Source organism: Fimbriimonadaceae bacterium, assembly GCA_019638795.1.
GTDB lineage: Bacteria > Armatimonadota > Fimbriimonadia > Fimbriimonadales > Fimbriimonadaceae > JAHBTB01.
In genome coordinates this window covers 26,167-40,370 of record JAHBTB010000009.1, presented here as the reverse complement: position 1 = coordinate 40,370, position 14,204 = coordinate 26,167, and the positions used below count along the sequence as shown (strand labels likewise).

Here is a 14,204-nt window from a genome sequence, read left to right as displayed (position 1 = left end):
CCTCGGCCCTATGGACACTGTGAGCGTCGACCGGTTTGGTCGCGTCGTGATCCCTAAGCCCGTGCGCGACCAGTTGGGGCTGGATGCGGGGGCAGAACTGACCGTCGAAGTCGTCGGCGACGCGGTTCACCTGGTGCCGGTCAGCGACAGCGACCGGATCGAGACGCGCGACGGCTTGGTCGTCTTCACCGGCGAGGTGCTTGACCAAATCCGATCGGGCAGGGGTGCTTGATGGTCGTCGTCTTCAGCCTTGACGTCCTCCTGGCGGCGATGGTCCAGGGACACCCCGACCACGCGCGGTGTTCGGCCGCGCTGCGGAAAGCGAAGCAGGGCGAGATGACCATGCTGGTCGCCCAGCCGACAGTGACGAGCCTCTTCGCCGCCCTGACCGGCTTGTCCGTCCGCCCACGGATCACCGCCTCCATGGCGGCCCGTCTGGTGAAGGGCAACATTGACCCGAGCCAGGTGATCGCGGTGAGCCCCGCGGTGGTGTGGCAGGTGGTGGACCGGGCGGCACGGACCGGTGCCCGTGGCCGCGAAGTGGCGGAGCTTGTCGTCGTCCACGCCGCCCAAGCCGCCAACGCCGACCACGTGCTGAGCCTTGACCCGCGCGCCCTGGACCGACTCGGCGACCTGCCGCCCGGCTTCGTCGTGGCTCCCTAGGCCAAGCGGAGCGGCGAGGTGCCGACGCCGGTCGCGGCGTAGGCGGCCGCGATCACGGGAAGCACCGTCACGCTCTTGTTCGCTTCGACCAAGTAGTCAAGAAGGAAGTCGTGGGCGGCGGCGTCGACGGCGTTGTCGCCCGTCCCGACTCCCTCGAAGGCAAAGACCACCCAGGAGCGGTTGCGCTCGGCGGTTTTCACGACGTCGACCAACTGGCGCCCGGTGAAGTCAGCGGTGGGCACGCAGGCCAAGCGTTGGTTGTCGGGCTTGGGGAGGTTGTTCAGGCCGGTGACCCCGGTGCGGACGACGTTGAACAGTTGGCCGACGTCGTCCAGGTAGGGCAAGCCGTCGGCGCACACGTCGTTCCCCCACGGGAGGCCGAGGCTATGGTCGGTTTGTTCGGGGAACAACTCTTCAAGCAGGAAGTCGGCCTCCTCGACGTCGTCCACGATCATCTGGGGGGTCCATGCGGGGAGCGAACCGTCGGGGAGCGAGGACCCGAACAGGCACCCGTTCCCCATTTCGTGGCCCGCCTTTTGGGCCGCACGCCACTCGACCACTGATTCGAGCAACAGGGTGGGTTCGGCGTAGAACGTGCCTTTCAACCCGTGCCTGTCCAGAGCGGGCAGGGCCGTGTTCAGATGACACAGGAGGGTGCCGTCGTAACTCAGCGAGACAAGTGCACCCATTGTTCGTCCCCGCAAACCTCTCCTCACTGTAATGTACGAAAAGAAGTTGGGTTTCGAAAAAATACTGGGGCATTTTGTGATCAATAAGTTTGTTTCGGCGTCAGATTGGCCGTCGGCGTGGCCCGGTTAGCCTGCTGAGGTCGGGATAAACTCGCCCCATGTCTAGTTCGTACGGGCGTGTTTTCAACTTTTCTGCTGGGCCAGCCGCCATTCCGGTTCCCGTCCTAGAGCAGGCGCGCGACGAGATGCTGAACTGGAACGGAGCCGGACTCAGCGTCATGGAGATGTCGCACCGGGGCAAGTCGTTCCTCTCGATCTACGAGGCGACCGTGGCAAGCGTCCGCGAGCTGCTGGGCGTGCCTGACAATTACAAGGTCTTGTTCTTGCAGGGTGGGGCCAGCACCCAGTTCTCCCTGGTCGCCCAAAACTTTCTGAAGAGCTCCGCGGACTATGTCGTGACCGGTGTTTGGGGCAAGAAGGCGGTCGAGGCCGCCAAGATCGAAGGTCCGGTCAACGTGGTTTGGGACGGCAAGGCTGAGAACTACAACCAGGCTCCCGACCTCGGTTCGCTCACCTTCGACCCCGGTGCCGACTACATCCACGTGACGAGCAACGAGACGATCCAAGGTGTCGACTACGGCACCGACCCAGACCTAGCCGGCACGGTCTTCTGCGACATGTCGTCCAACATCGCGTCGAGGCCGCTGGACATCAAGAAGTACGCACTGGTTTATGCCGGCGCCCAGAAGAACCTTGGGCCGAGCGGCGTGACGTTGGTGATCGTCCGTGACGACCTCCTGGAGCAGGTCAACCCCGGGCTCCCGCCAATGGCCGACTACAAGGTCCAGGCGGCCAACGACTCCATGTACAACACGCCGCCCTGTTGGGGGATTTACATCCTCGGCCTGGTCTGCCGCCACTGGTTGGCGTTCGGCGGACTGGCGGCAGTCGAGAAGAGCAACCGGGCCAAGTCCGACGTCCTTTATGCCGCCATCGACGGTAGCGGCGGGTTCTACAAGGGCCATGCCGTACCGGCCAGCCGGTCGCTGATGAACATCCCGTTCACCCTGCCGAGCGACGAATTGACCGAGGCGTTCCTCGCCGAGACGAAGAAGCTGGGATTCTTGGAGCTGAAGGGCCATCGGTCGGTCGGCGGGTGCCGGGCGAGCCTCTACAACGCCTTCCCCATCGAAGGGGCCCAGGCCTTGGCCTCGTTCATGGCCGACTTCGCGAGCAAGAACGGCTGATCGGCCACAATCAGGGACTGTATGGCTGGCCATTCCAAATGGAAGAACATCCGCTTGCGCAAGGGCAAGCAGGACGCGATCCGCGGCAAGCTCTTCACCAAGATGGCGCGCGAAATCATCGTCGCCGCCCGTCTCGGCGGTGGTGACCCGGGCACCAACGCACGGCTGCGCTTTGCGATTGACAAGGCCAAGGCGGCGTCCTTGCCCAAAGAGAACATTGACCGGGCCGTCGCCAAGGGCGTCGGCGGCGGGGAGGGCAGCAACTACGAAGAGATCTGCTACGAAGGCGTCGGCCCCGGTGGCGTCGCGTTCATGGTCGACGTCTACTCGGACAACCGGAACCGCACCGTCGGCGAGTTGCGCCATGCCTTCACCAAGTGCGGCGGGAACTTGGCCGAGAACGGTGCGGTGGCTTGGCAGTTCAAGCAGGTCGGGCAGATCATGGTGAAGAAGTCGGCGGTGGACGAAGACACCCTGACCTTGGCGGCACTGGAAGGGGGCGCGGACGACGTGGACAGCGACGACGAAGAGTTCTACACCGTCGAGACTCAGGTGTCCATGTTGCACGCCTGCAACGACGCACTCAACAGCCAGGGTATCCCGACCGAGGAGGTCGGCATCACCCGAGTGGCCACCAACATGGCCGAACCTGACGCCGATGTCTTTCCCAAAATCATCAGACTGATGGACATGCTGGAGGACCTTGACGACGTGAAGGAGACTTACGTCAACGTCGAGATCCCTGAGGACGCCTACGAGGATTGACGCCGACTTGGCCGACCGGACACCGCGCGAGCACCGCTGGCCCGTCCTGACCCTGGCGGTGATCTTGGTCGACCTGGGTGTCGCCGCGCTGTCCCTGTTCCGACCCGAGACCGTCGACGTCTTGGCCTTCTATCCCGACCGTCCGGTCGTGTGGCAGGCCGTCACCAGCCTCTTTGTCCACGCGAACACGGTGCACCTCCTGGGCAACCTGGTCTTCTTGGCGGCGGTCGGCCCGCTGGTCGAGCTGTCGAAGGGGCCCGCCCGGACGGCCCTCGTCTTCTTGGCTTCGGGGGTGGTCGGCGTCGCCGCCCACTGGGCGTTCGCCCGAGGCACCGGCTCGCTCGTCGGGGCCAGCGGAGCCATCGCCGGTTGCGTCGGCTATGCCAGCGTCGCCTATATGGGCAAGCGGGTCGCCGTCGCCCCGAACGTCGGGGCCCCGGTCTGGGTGCTGGCCTTGGTTTGGCTGGTTGCCCAGGCCGTCGGGATGATGATGAAGGCGGGCGACGGGGGGGCGGGGGCGTCCTTTTCCGCCCACCTCGGCGGCTTCTTGGCGGGCATTCTGGTCGCGGCGGCTTGCCGGGTGTGGCGTGACCAAAACGTGAGCTTGGGCCACGAGGTACTGGAACGGTTGAACAGCCAGGGGCCGGTCGCGGCCCTCGCCGCCGCCGAAGCTCACCTGGCCAAACACCCCGACGACGTCGTGGCCCATCGCCAGGCGGCACGGGCCATGCTCGACCTTGGCCGGTCGGACCAGGCGACGAAGCAGTGGTGGCACATGGCTTGGGCTTGTCCAGGCCATGCCGCCGAGGCGGTCCGGGAGGTCGCAAGGCTGGACGGGTGGCGGGCCGAGACAAGCGTCCGCCGTTTGCGGCTCGCCGCCACTCTGGAGGCCACGGACCCGGAGACGTCCGGGGCGTTGCTCCGCTCGGTGGCCGAGGGGCCGACCGACGACCCGGAAAGGCCCAACGCCCTCCTCGCCTTGGCTCTTGCCGCCCCGTCGCCGGAGAGCGCTTCGGCTTTCGCCGCCCGTCTCGCCGAGGACTATGCCCTGCATCCGGCGACCGAGGTGGCCCGGCACCGGGGGCTGCTGCCATGAAGCAACACTGGCGCAACGTGCGGCCCGCCGTCCTGCCGGTGCCGATCTACCTCTTGGCGCGGCTGATCGGTATGACGGTCCGGATCAAGAGCGAGGGTTACGAAGAGGTCAAGGCCCTGCCCGGAGGCAAGATCATGGCCGGCTGGCATGGCCGCACCTTTTTGGCGACCCAGTTCTTCCGCAACAAGGGCGTCTGGACGATCATCAGCCAAAGCAAGGACGGTGACATGCAGGACGCGATCTTCCGCCGCTTCGGGTTCAAGACGATCCGGGGGTCGACGGGCCGCGGTGGCATGAAGGCGGCGATCGAGTCCATCCGGGTGCTCAAGGACGGTGCGACGATGGCCTTCACGCCGGACGGCCCGCGCGGGCCGAGCGGCGTGGTGCAAGAGGGGATCATGCTGATGGCCCGCAAGTCCGGCGCGGCGATCGTGCCGGTCGGGGTCGCGGCCGAGCCGTGCTGGCACGCGCGGACGTGGGACCGCTACATGGTGCCGAAGCCGTTCGCCCGCGGGATCATGGTCTTTGGCGACCCGATCTATGTTCCGGCCGATGTGTCGGCCGAAGACCAAGAGGCGATCCGGTCACGATTTGAGCGGGAGATGCACCGGCTGGAAGCGTACGCGGAAGATTGCCTGAGGGCCAAGTAATGTGGTTGTTGAAGACGTCGCATCCCTGGCTTGCGTGAGGCGCGTTCAGACTTCGCCGAGAATCTCGGCGGTAGGCGAGCTGGCCCGGACCTTCTCGATGTGCAAGGCCAGGATGCGCCGGCCGTCGCTCTCCGAGACGGTGAACCGGAAGCCAGAGTCGTCGATTTGCTCACCTTCGGCGGGCTGGCGGCCGAACAGGCCGAAGACGTAGCCGCCCACGGTGTCGAACTCTTCGCTGGAGAGGTCGCTGCCGATCACATCGTTGAGGTCGTCGAGGTGCAGTTTGCCTTTGACCGTCCAGCCGTCGCCGTCGGCATGGACATGGAGGTCTTCGACGTCGTACTCGTCGACGATTTCGCCCACGACCTCCTCGACGAGGTCCTCGACGGTCACGATGCCGGCAGTGCCGCCGAACTCGTCTTGGACGACCGCGAGCTGGGTCTTGTGTTGCCGAAGCTCACGCAAGAGGTCGTGAAGCGGCTTGCTCTCGGGGACAAAGAGGGCGGGCCGGACGATCTCCGAGAGTGGTCGCTCGATTTCCCCGGCGAGGAGGGCGGAGAGGACGTCTTTGGCATGGACGATCCCGACGATCTCGTCGTCGGTACCTTCGAACACAGGCAACCGCGAGTGCCCGGACGCCTCGACAAGGCGGGCGACGTCGACGAGGGACGTGGTGGTCGGGATGCTCTCCACGTCGGTCCGTGGGGTCATTACCTCGCGGGCGACGGTGTCCCCGAACTCAAACACCGAGTGGAGCATGACGCTTTCCTCCTGCTCGATCTCGCCCGTCTCCTCGTAGCTCTCCAGGATGCCCCGGATCTCTTCTTCCGCCTTGTCTCCGGGGGCGAACGTCGCCTCGGCACCAAACCGCTGGGTGAAGAGGCCCGCCGCGGCCATGGCCAAACGTCCCGGCACGGAGAAGACCAGGCTGGCCACGGTGATGAACCGGTGCAGGCGCAGGGCGGTCCGGTGGGGGTGCACGACCGCGAAGGACTTGGCGACAAGTTCGGAGAAAACCACGTTCAGGCCGACGACGGGGACGCTGAGGAGGGCGGCCGCGCCAAGCACGGGTCCGAGGGCAAGGTTCCAGGGTGACTCGGGCCTGAGCCAACCGAACTGGATGGCGAGGAACGGGGCGGGAAGGAGGCAGAGGAGGAGCAGCCAGGCCCGCATCGTCTCGGCCCCGAGGACACAGGCGGCGGCGTAACGCGGCTTGTTGTCCAAGAGGTCGCGAAGCGTGGCCGGCTGCGGTGCCCCTTCGTCGTACATCTTGGTGTGGGCAGGGCGAAGAAACTCGACGGCGGCCTCACCGGCGACGAAGGCGGCGCTCATCGCCATCACGGCGACAAAGGCGAGCGTGAGCAAGGTGCCCGAGCCCAGGTCGAGCCGGTCGAGAAGGCCGACCGACTTGAGTCCGGCGGCCAAACCCCCGATGGGGGCGGCGAAAAGAAGGGTGCCGAAGGTGGAAGCCAGGAGCGTGCTACCCATGGTCATTCGCGGGCGCGGGGCCGGCGAACGTTCAGGAGGCTCGTCTTTCATACTGCGTGCGGGGTCATTGTACTATTTCGGCCAAAAACCGAAGAGAAGCGCACCCACGATCGACCCTACCGCGGCGCCGAGTGACAATTCGAAGATCGTGTGGTACTTGGCCTCCCAACGGCTTTGGGCGATGATGCAGGCCAGGAGCACGGCAAGTGCGGAGGCGACCACGTTGCCGCCGCTGACAAAAATGACGCAGGTGGCGAAGAAGAAGCCGTAGGCGGCGTGCCCCGAGACCAGGCCCCCTTGGAGCACCTGACCGTGGCGCCCGATGCCCTTGCCGATCAGCACCGCCACGAACACGAGGAAGACACCGGCAAGGATGCGCACCATAGCCGGGGTGGTCAGGGTCTCACTGGTCAGGTTGATGCGGATCCGTTCCCAGTTGTCTTCGCCCAGGGCGATCATGGAGCCGACGATGATCGCCATGATCGTCGTGATGAGGACGGCACCGGCGGCGATGTCTTTGGCGAACTTGGCGAGGGGGTGGTACTTGTCGGTGACGAGGTCGACCGTGGCCTCGATCGCCGAGTTGAACATCTCGGCGACGAGGACAAACGTGATCATGAAGAGGAGCACGAGGATCTCGCGCAGGCGGAGGCGGAGGATCAGCGCGCCGATGACGGTGACCAAGGTCACGTAGAGATGCACCCGCATGTGACGCTGGGTGCGGAACGTGTGGATGATGCCGTTGAACGCCACGCGGAACGGCGTGACGACGTCGCGCCTCGGCTTAGCCATCCAGGGCTCCGTGAGGCAGGCTCGACCACTCGGGTTCCACGGGCAGTCCGGCGGCGGCCATCACCATGTTCATACGGGACAGCATGGCCGATCGATCCGCGTCGGAATGGTCGTCGTAGCCGAGGAGGTGGAGGACGCCGTGGACGGCGAGCATGGCCGCCTCGTCCACCGGCCGCACCCGGCGGCGCTTGGCCTGGGCGACGGCAAACCGCCACGACACCATCACGTCGCCGAGATGCCCCGCCGGATTGGGTTGCGCGGGAAAGCTGAGGACGTCGGTGTCCTCGTCCAGGCCCCGATGCGTGCGGTTGGCCTGGCGGATCTCGTCGCCGGCGCAGACGACGACGCAAACATGGCCCGGGTGCCGCGGGCGTTCGAGTTCAAGGGCGGTCCGTACGGCGTCGGTCAAGGGCCGCAGCACCTTGCGGCCCGCGGTCAAGTTGACGACCTCGACAGAGTGTCGGGCCAGACGTGGCGACACCCCGGACTCAGGAGCTTGGGGCCGGGGTGTCGGGCTTGTTGACACGGTGCGCCTCAGCGCATCGTCATGCGGCGTCGGCTTTGGCGACGTCGCTTCTCACTCGGCTTCTCGTAGTGGGAGTGCTCTTTCAGCTCCCGCAGAAGGCCCGACTGCTGCAACTTGAGGTTGAAGCGCTTCAGGGCCTGGTCAATGGATTCGTTGGCGTGGACGGAAACTTGGATCAAAAGGATGCTCCTGTAACCTTAGAATGATACCCTGGTCGGGGCGGTTTCTTCAGGGTGCCGGGTCCTCGTGGGGAGGGGCGACAAACAGATATTCGCCGACCCCCTTGCTCACTTTGTCGCCGGGCTTCTTGTCGAGGCAGACGACAAGGAGCCGGGAAGTCTCCCCCATTTGGGCGAGTCGGTAGGCGATGCCCTGGCCGTAGGCGACGTGGCCCGAGCCGGCAAGAATGACCATGGTCGAGTTCCCTCGCCACGACATAAAGTCCTTGGCCGACTTGGCCATCCCCGTGTCCCAAGTCACCTGGGCGGCGTACATGTTCTCAAACTGACCCGGAGGCATGTCTGGGTGACCGCCCATCATCGCGGTGAAGTAGGCGCGGTGGTCGGCGTTCTTCGTGTCGATGCCCGGCACCCAAGTGCGTTGGTCGGCGGTCAGCGCGTCGGGTCCCTTGCGGCCCACTTGGCGCACCCAGTCGCGGGGGACGTTCAGGGCCGCCATGCGCAGGTGCCGCGCCCTGATGACGTCGAAGACCGGCTTGTAGAGGTTGTAGTCGTAACCCCACTGCGTCTTCCAGTTCGCAGTTTGCTGAAACTCAGCGTCGCTGATCCGGCCCGTGGTGAACGGGTCGATGTTCTTCTGGTTGTCGCGGGTGAACATCTCAAAGCCGACGACGACGTCGCGCCCGGTTGCCGCGACGGCCTCGATGATGGCGGCCTGGGCCCGGTGGTGCTCGGCGTCCGGGTGACTTTCGCCGACAAGGACGTACCGACAGGCCGCCCCCGCCTTGCCGATCTCGGCCAGGCTGACGCCGGCCCCGTCCGAGGCCCGCGTGTATCCGGCCCGGACCGTGACCTGCCCCGGAGCCCCGATGGCCAGGTTCCACGGATCGACGTCGGCCAAAGCCACAGCGAAGAACATGGCCCTAGTCTAGCTGAACCACAGGGCGTTCCCTCCCCGCGTGTTGTCGCCGCGCGGTGCCCGCAGGACAAGGGCGACGACGACGCCGGCCGCCGCCACGCATCCTGCCGCCGCAAGCGGCGCCCAGGTGTCCTTGATGGTAAAGCCGCAAAACACCGCCCCGCCGAGGCCGAGACCCAAGGCGGCCCAAGCGATGACGAGACGGCCAAGGAACCGGGAGCGCGCGTCGCTCCGGCGGACGACTTCGAGAAGGAACGGCTTTTGGCAACCGCCGCAAGCCAGGTTGCCCGGAGGGTTGAGGTGGCCGCAAAGCGGGCATTTCACCGGTTGGTGGAGTCGCGGGTCCGTGCTCTCCCGCATCCATCTCTTCAGCATGGCCTCTTCGCGATAGAACAGCTGGCGGACCGACTGGAACTTGACCGGGTCGAGGTTTGTGCTCAGCCCCTCCAGAGTCTTGGTGGCGAGGCCGATGGCATGGCCCTGGAACCCATGGTTGTAGAGAGCTTCGCTCAGGGCGAAGTAAGCCGCGATGTTGTCCTGGTGCGCCGAGATGGCGGCATGGAGTTTGTCGATCAGTCCCGCGTTGATCTCGCGGAACTCGTGGAGGCCCATGCGGTGGCAAGCGAACGGGAAAAACGCCAAGGTCAGGGCCGAGACGATCAGGATGCCGCCCGAGACGACGAGGGAGCCGCTGGCGACGGTGAGGCCGGCGAGAGCCCCGACGACGGCAAGGGCGATGACCCCGGCGACCAGGTCAAGTTCACCCATGACCAGGGACCTGACGATCCAGACGACCGCCCAACCCATGACGGGCACAGTGGCCAAGGCGATGAGCAGTCCGTACATGTCTGAGTCGGCCCTCCGCCACTCAGTGTAACGGAATCAGCGGGTTTTTTCGAGGTCGGACTCGCCGACGAGCAACACGTAATGGGGTGTGAACTCGAGTTCTTCTTTGGTCAGATGCTTCTTGGCCTCTTCGCCCACGCTTTCGAGAAACTTCGTGCGGAGTCGTTCGGTGGCCTCGCTGTGGACTTGCCGCATGGCGGGGCTGAGGCTGTCCAAGTCGACTTGGACGGCGACCTCGTCGGTGTTGTAGTGGTTCGACACCGTTCCGGTCAGGCCGACAAGGTGGGGGAACAGCTTTTCGGAGAGGTTGCCCGAGCCGTCCTTCTCGCCCGTCACGCGGACGCTGTCGCCTTCCTTGACCTTCGCCATTGTCTGCCAGGATACCTGGCCCAATGTCGGTCACCAAGACCGGTCGACGGCGAAGCTGGCCAAAGCTCGCAGGACGACGCCCCGGCTGCCGAACCCGTCCAGGTGGGCCATTGCCGCCTCAGTGGCCCACTGGGCGGCTTGTCGCGAGGCCTCCAGGCCGACTACCGACGGGTAGGTCAGCTTCTTCTTGTTGGCGTCGCTACCGACCGCCTTGCCGAGTTCTTCGGCGGTGGAAACAACGTTCAGAACGTCGTCATGGATCTGGAAGGCGAGACCCACCGCGTCGCCAAACGCCCGGACCGACGTGACTTGGCCCGAGTCTGCACCGCCCAAGACCGCCCCGACGACGCAAGACGCGGAGATGAGGGCCCCGGTCTTCCGACGGTGGATCTCCTTCAGATGGTCGAGCCCGGCCCCGCTCCCCTCTGCGAGGATGTCCATCGTCTCTCCCCCGACAAGCCCCCGGGAGCCGGTCGCCTGGCTGACGGTGCCGACGGCGGCGACGACGCGGCCCGGTTCGCGGTGGCAGGTGGAAAGCGTCTCGAACGCAAGGGCAAAGAGGGCGTCCCCCGCGAGGACGGCCATGGCCTCTCCGAACTGGACGTGGCACGTCGGACGGCCTCGCCGCAGGTCGTCGTCGTCGATCGCGGGAAGGTCGTCGTGGATCAGGGAGAAGGTGTGCACGAGCTCAAGCGCGCACGCCGCGTCGAGGGACTCGGCCGGATCGCCGCCGACCGCCTCGCAGGCCGCCAGGCACAGGGAGGGCCGAAGCCGCTTTCCCGGTGCCAACGCGGAATACCGCATGGCCTCGTGAAGGGAGGTGGGCTCGACGTCGGCAGGAGGGAGCAGGGCGTCGAGACGGGCGTCGACCAACGACCGGTAGGCCGTAAGTCGCTGTTGGCCGTCCACGGCGGGCAGTGTACCAGTGGCCCAAATTGACGCTGAGGTAACTTGACCCGAGCCATGGCGACCATCAGGCCTTTCCGGGGCCTTCGCTTCAACGCCGCAGCGGGTCGGCCAGCCGACCTCGTCGCACCCCCCTACGACGTGATCAGCCCCGAAGAGCGTGAGGCTCTGGCAGCGAAGAACCCCCACAATGTCGTCCGCTTGACTTTGCCGGAATCTGCACCGGACGACCGGAGCAAGTTTGTCAAGTACGCGCGAAGCGCGGCCCGGTTGGAGGAGTGGCGACGCGAAGACGTCCTGTCCCTGGAAGAGAAGCCCGCCTTCTACCGCTACACTCAGACCTTTGACGTCCCCGGCATGGCGACGTTGGAGCGGACGACCCTAGTGACCCTGATCAAGGTCGAGCCCTATGACAAGGGGGTCGTCCTGCCGCACGAGCAGACTTTCCCCAAGCACAAAGAAGACCGCTTGCGGATCCTTGAGGCGACCCGTTCCCACCTGGAGTGCATTTTTGGACTCTACGAAGACGAAGCGGGCGTCCATCAGGCCGTGGTCTCCGCGCCGGGCCGAGAGGTCGCCGACTTCACGACTCCCGAGGACGGCATCCGCCACCGGTTTGCCGTCGTGGACGACGCACCGACATGCGCCGTGCTGGCGGAGATGGTCGGGCCGAAGACGGTGTGGATCGCCGACGGTCACCATCGGTACGAGACCGCATTGGCGTTCCGGGAGCAACTTGGCCCGCGGGACGGCTTGGTCCCCGAAGACTTCATGATGATGGCGCTCTGCAGCATTGACGACCCTGGACTCGTTTTGCTGCCCACCCACCGCATTCTGAAGCGGTCGACCGGGACCGTCGCCGAACTGAAATCCGGCCTTGCGGAACATTTCCTGGTGACGGAGGCCTCGAACGCAACATTGATGGCACGTATCGCCGCCGCGAAAGAGAACGACGGGGCGCAGGCGTTTGGGGTCGCCCTGCCTGGTGGCACTGGGTGGGTGTGCGTCGCGAAGGATCCGGCGGGTCTTGCCGCGAGCGTCGCGGGGGGGCGTTCGCCCCGACTCGCGGGTTTGGACGTGACGATCCTGCACGACCACATCTTCGCCCAATTGCTGGGCCTGACCGGACACGACTTCTTTGACTACACCCGGATCGAAGAGGAAGCCTTGGCCAGCGTTGAGAACGGGGCCCCCGCCGCTTTCCTGATGAACCCGCCGTCGGTCGAGGACATGCGGGTCATCGCGTTGGGCGGGGAGAAAATGCCCCAGAAGAGCACGTATTACTATCCAAAGTTGCTGAGCGGCTTGGTCGTTTGGTCGCTTAAGGATTTTGAGGCATGAGGCTGCGGCTCATGGGCACCGGAGGGGCGGACGGCGTCCCCGGTTTCTACAGCGACTCCCGCGTGAGCCGCTATGCCCGTGAGCACAAAGGCAAAGACGTCAGGACCCGGGCCGCCGCGGTCGTCGACGACGCGCTCAAGATCGACCTTGGCCCGGACACCTGGTACCAGGCGGCCCGCGACGGGCTGGACGCCCGGGACTGGACGGCGATCCTCTTCACTCACTCCGACGCAGACCACTTCGCTCCCGACGAGCTGATGTACTGCCTGTTCCCGTTCAACCAAATGGAGTACGCGGGGTTCACGATCTATGCGAACGGGTTCATCTGCCGTCGGATCTTGGAGAAGTTTCCCGAGTGGCCGTTTGAGCTCGTCATGACCAAGAGCTTCTGCCCCTTTGTCCACGGCGGGTACCGGATCACTCCGGTCCAGGCGCACCACAATCCGAGCGAAGACTCACACAACTACATCGTTCAGGACGGCGAGTCCACCCTGCTTTACGGTACCGACACCGGTGTCTGGGACGAGCCGACGTGGGAGGCCCTCCGCCACTTCGAACTGGACTGCTTGGTCTTGGAATGCAGCGAAGGACTCGCGAGCACGACCTACGACGGACACTTGGACGCCGCCGAATATCTGCAGGTGGTGGCGCGGCTCCGAGACATGGGGACGGTGACGGACCGGACGACGGTGGTGACGACCCATCACAGTCACAACGGCGAAGCCACCCATGCCGAACTCCTGGACTTCTTCACGCCTCACGGCGTCATCGTCGGTTACGACGGCCTGGAAATCACCTTCTAGAAACCGACAAGCCCCTGGGTAAAGCAACCCAGGGGCTCGTCAGTCCTGCGACGAGGAGTGGCCTTTCAGCCCTTGCGACGGCGGCGCACCAGGGCGGCGACACCAAGGCCAAGGGCGGCCATCGTGCCGGGCTCCGGCACGGCGCACGCGGTGTAGCGGACGTCGTCGATGCCGATCAGGTCTCGGGTTCCGTCGAGGGCGTCGCGGGTCATCGTCACCGTGACCATGTTGACGGCCAGCTGCGGATCGACGAACCCAAGGAACTCGGTGGCGGCGGTGCCGTCATTCGGGTTCGGCGCCGGCTTGTCCAAGATGGCGCTGCCGCTGTTCCCGTTGAGGTCGTTCCACGCCACGGTGAAGACGCCCGGGAAGTTCTCTTGGGCACCGGTGAAGTACGCGCCGAAAGCGCTGACCGGCATGTCGAAGACGAACGTGACCGACTCCACCAAGTTGTTGCCGGTCTGCCAGAACTTCAGGAACTTGCGGCCGAACGGGGTGGTGTTGTAACCCAAGTCCACGGTCGAGTCCGCACTGACCTCAGTCTCCGGGCCTGAGCCGTTGACGACCGTCACGCCGGGTTTCGGCGAGAACGAATTGAACGTGCCCAGCGGCGAAGACTCGAACGTGATGACTCCGATCGGGTTGATGTCACCGGCCAAGGTGTCAAACGCGGCGGCGGCGGCGTCGGAGTTGGGCCGCGGGTCTCCCGGTCCGGTGTCCGGATCGGTGCCCCAGATAACAAGAGCCATTGAGTTGGCTGAAAAGGCCGCCAATACGGCCAAGGAGAGCAAAGTCCTCTTCATCTCTAGTACCTCGAACAGACGCAGGCATAGTTACTTGCCCGCACGTGAGATTATATCAACGATTCGCCAGATTGGCGAAAAAATAGTCCGTAAAGTCACATCTATTTGACACCCTGCGCCGC

Annotated in this window: 18 protein-coding genes; 8 read left to right on the top strand and 10 right to left on the bottom strand. The window is 65.2% G+C overall.

Annotated features, from left to right (window positions below; genetic code table 11):
- The first annotated feature begins 10 nt into the window (after positions 1 to 10).
- On the top strand, positions 11 to 232 hold the full coding sequence (locus KF857_10740) for an AbrB/MazE/SpoVT family DNA-binding domain-containing protein (protein MBX3112475.1): 222 nt from the start codon (positions 11 to 13) through the stop codon (positions 230 to 232).
- Positions 232 to 663, top strand: coding sequence for a hypothetical protein (locus KF857_10735; protein ID MBX3112474.1), 432 nt, complete (start codon positions 232 to 234; stop codon positions 661 to 663). The genes KF857_10740 and KF857_10735 overlap by 1 nt, the downstream gene beginning before the upstream one ends.
- Here KF857_10735 and KF857_10730 read toward each other — a convergent pair.
- A complete protein-coding gene (locus KF857_10730) occupies positions 660 to 1,352 on the bottom strand; it encodes a hypothetical protein (GenBank protein ID MBX3112473.1) in 693 nt (230 codons plus the stop codon). The two genes, KF857_10735 and KF857_10730, sit on opposite strands and share 4 nt — an antisense overlap.
- Positions 1,353 to 1,510: 158 nt before the next feature.
- Here KF857_10730 and serC point away from each other — a divergent pair, with 158 nt between their 5' ends.
- Genes serC through KF857_10710 form a run of 4 tightly spaced genes read left to right on the top strand, consistent with a single transcriptional unit; the run spans position 1,511 to position 5,110 of the window.
- Positions 1,511 to 2,599 carry a 3-phosphoserine/phosphohydroxythreonine transaminase gene (gene serC, locus KF857_10725; GenBank protein MBX3112472.1) on the top strand — a complete coding sequence of 363 codons (1,089 nt, stop codon included), beginning with the start codon at positions 1,511 to 1,513 and terminating at the stop codon, positions 2,597 to 2,599.
- A 21-nt stretch (positions 2,600 to 2,620) separates the two neighbouring features.
- On the top strand, positions 2,621 to 3,364 hold the full coding sequence (locus tag KF857_10720) for a YebC/PmpR family DNA-binding transcriptional regulator (GenBank protein MBX3112471.1): 744 nt from the start codon (positions 2,621 to 2,623) through the stop codon (positions 3,362 to 3,364).
- Between the two features lie 7 nt (positions 3,365 to 3,371).
- Entirely contained in the window at positions 3,372 to 4,460 is a 1,089-nt protein-coding gene (locus tag KF857_10715) for a rhomboid family intramembrane serine protease (GenBank protein ID MBX3112470.1), read from the top strand.
- Positions 4,457 to 5,110, top strand: a complete 654-nt coding sequence (locus tag KF857_10710) for a lysophospholipid acyltransferase family protein (protein ID MBX3112469.1) — start codon at positions 4,457 to 4,459, stop codon at positions 5,108 to 5,110. The genes KF857_10715 and KF857_10710 overlap by 4 nt, the downstream gene beginning before the upstream one ends.
- A gap of 45 nt (positions 5,111 to 5,155) precedes the next feature.
- Here the strand turns inward: KF857_10710 and KF857_10705 are convergent, their stop codons facing one another.
- From KF857_10705 to KF857_10670, 8 genes are all read right to left on the bottom strand, one after another.
- Complete coding sequence (locus KF857_10705) at positions 5,156 to 6,598, bottom strand: HlyC/CorC family transporter (GenBank protein MBX3112468.1); 1,443 nt, start codon at positions 6,596 to 6,598, stop codon at positions 5,156 to 5,158.
- 72 nt (positions 6,599 to 6,670) lie between these two features.
- Positions 6,671 to 7,390 carry a diacylglycerol kinase gene (locus KF857_10700; protein MBX3112467.1) on the bottom strand — a complete coding sequence of 240 codons (720 nt, stop codon included), beginning with the start codon at positions 7,388 to 7,390 and terminating at the stop codon, positions 6,671 to 6,673.
- Positions 7,383 to 7,871 carry an rRNA maturation RNase YbeY gene (gene ybeY, locus KF857_10695; GenBank protein ID MBX3112466.1) on the bottom strand — a complete coding sequence of 163 codons (489 nt, stop codon included), beginning with the start codon at positions 7,869 to 7,871 and terminating at the stop codon, positions 7,383 to 7,385. The genes KF857_10700 and ybeY overlap by 8 nt, the downstream gene beginning before the upstream one ends.
- A 53-nt stretch (positions 7,872 to 7,924) precedes the next feature.
- Positions 7,925 to 8,095 carry a 30S ribosomal protein S21 gene (rpsU, locus tag KF857_10690; protein ID MBX3112465.1) on the bottom strand — a complete coding sequence of 57 codons (171 nt, stop codon included), beginning with the start codon at positions 8,093 to 8,095 and terminating at the stop codon, positions 7,925 to 7,927.
- Between the two features lie 49 nt (positions 8,096 to 8,144).
- Positions 8,145 to 9,014, bottom strand: a complete 870-nt coding sequence (locus KF857_10685) for a ChaN family lipoprotein (protein MBX3112464.1) — start codon at positions 9,012 to 9,014, stop codon at positions 8,145 to 8,147.
- A 9-nt stretch (positions 9,015 to 9,023) separates the two neighbouring features.
- Positions 9,024 to 9,860 carry a hypothetical protein gene (locus KF857_10680; protein ID MBX3112463.1) on the bottom strand — a complete coding sequence of 279 codons (837 nt, stop codon included), beginning with the start codon at positions 9,858 to 9,860 and terminating at the stop codon, positions 9,024 to 9,026.
- 36 nt (positions 9,861 to 9,896) lie between these two features.
- Positions 9,897 to 10,229 (bottom strand): hypothetical protein, encoded by a 333-nt coding sequence (locus tag KF857_10675; GenBank protein ID MBX3112462.1) that lies wholly within the window; start codon positions 10,227 to 10,229, stop codon positions 9,897 to 9,899.
- 30 nt (positions 10,230 to 10,259) lie between these two features.
- Entirely contained in the window at positions 10,260 to 11,138 is an 879-nt protein-coding gene (locus KF857_10670) for a polyprenyl synthetase family protein (protein ID MBX3112461.1), read from the bottom strand.
- Between the two features lie 54 nt (positions 11,139 to 11,192).
- Here KF857_10670 and KF857_10665 point away from each other — a divergent pair, with 54 nt between their 5' ends.
- A complete protein-coding gene (locus KF857_10665) occupies positions 11,193 to 12,476 on the top strand; it encodes a DUF1015 domain-containing protein (GenBank protein MBX3112460.1) in 1,284 nt (427 codons plus the stop codon).
- Positions 12,473 to 13,279 (top strand): hypothetical protein, encoded by an 807-nt coding sequence (locus KF857_10660; protein ID MBX3112459.1) that lies wholly within the window; start codon positions 12,473 to 12,475, stop codon positions 13,277 to 13,279. Before KF857_10665 ends, KF857_10660 begins: the two co-directional genes overlap by 4 nt.
- A 65-nt stretch (positions 13,280 to 13,344) precedes the next feature.
- On the opposite strand, the gene KF857_10655 is transcribed toward KF857_10660, so the two are convergent.
- A complete protein-coding gene (locus tag KF857_10655; GenBank protein ID MBX3112458.1) occupies positions 13,345 to 14,082 on the bottom strand; it encodes a PEP-CTERM sorting domain-containing protein in 738 nt (245 codons plus the stop codon).
- Positions 14,083 to 14,204 lie beyond the last annotated feature (122 nt).

Coding starts and splice junctions, on each gene's coding strand:
- KF857_10740 (MBX3112475.1), top strand. CDS start 11: ATGGACACTGTGAGCGTCGACCGGTTTGGTCGCGTCGTGATCCCTAAG.
- KF857_10735 (MBX3112474.1), top strand. CDS start 232: ATGGTCGTCGTCTTCAGCCTTGACGTCCTCCTGGCGGCGATGGTCCAG.
- KF857_10730 (MBX3112473.1), bottom strand. CDS start 1,352: ATGGGTGCACTTGTCTCGCTGAGTTACGACGGCACCCTCCTGTGTCAT.
- serC (MBX3112472.1), top strand. CDS start 1,511: ATGTCTAGTTCGTACGGGCGTGTTTTCAACTTTTCTGCTGGGCCAGCC.
- KF857_10720 (MBX3112471.1), top strand. CDS start 2,621: ATGGCTGGCCATTCCAAATGGAAGAACATCCGCTTGCGCAAGGGCAAG.
- KF857_10710 (MBX3112469.1), top strand. CDS start 4,457: ATGAAGCAACACTGGCGCAACGTGCGGCCCGCCGTCCTGCCGGTGCCG.
- KF857_10705 (MBX3112468.1), bottom strand. CDS start 6,598: ATGGGTAGCACGCTCCTGGCTTCCACCTTCGGCACCCTTCTTTTCGCC.
- KF857_10700 (MBX3112467.1), bottom strand. CDS start 7,390: ATGGCTAAGCCGAGGCGCGACGTCGTCACGCCGTTCCGCGTGGCGTTC.
- KF857_10685 (MBX3112464.1), bottom strand. CDS start 9,014: ATGTTCTTCGCTGTGGCTTTGGCCGACGTCGATCCGTGGAACCTGGCC.
- KF857_10680 (MBX3112463.1), bottom strand. CDS start 9,860: ATGTACGGACTGCTCATCGCCTTGGCCACTGTGCCCGTCATGGGTTGG.
- KF857_10675 (MBX3112462.1), bottom strand. CDS start 10,229: ATGGCGAAGGTCAAGGAAGGCGACAGCGTCCGCGTGACGGGCGAGAAG.
- KF857_10665 (MBX3112460.1), top strand. CDS start 11,193: ATGGCGACCATCAGGCCTTTCCGGGGCCTTCGCTTCAACGCCGCAGCG.
- KF857_10660 (MBX3112459.1), top strand. CDS start 12,473: ATGAGGCTGCGGCTCATGGGCACCGGAGGGGCGGACGGCGTCCCCGGT.
- KF857_10655 (MBX3112458.1), bottom strand. CDS start 14,082: ATGAAGAGGACTTTGCTCTCCTTGGCCGTATTGGCGGCCTTTTCAGCC.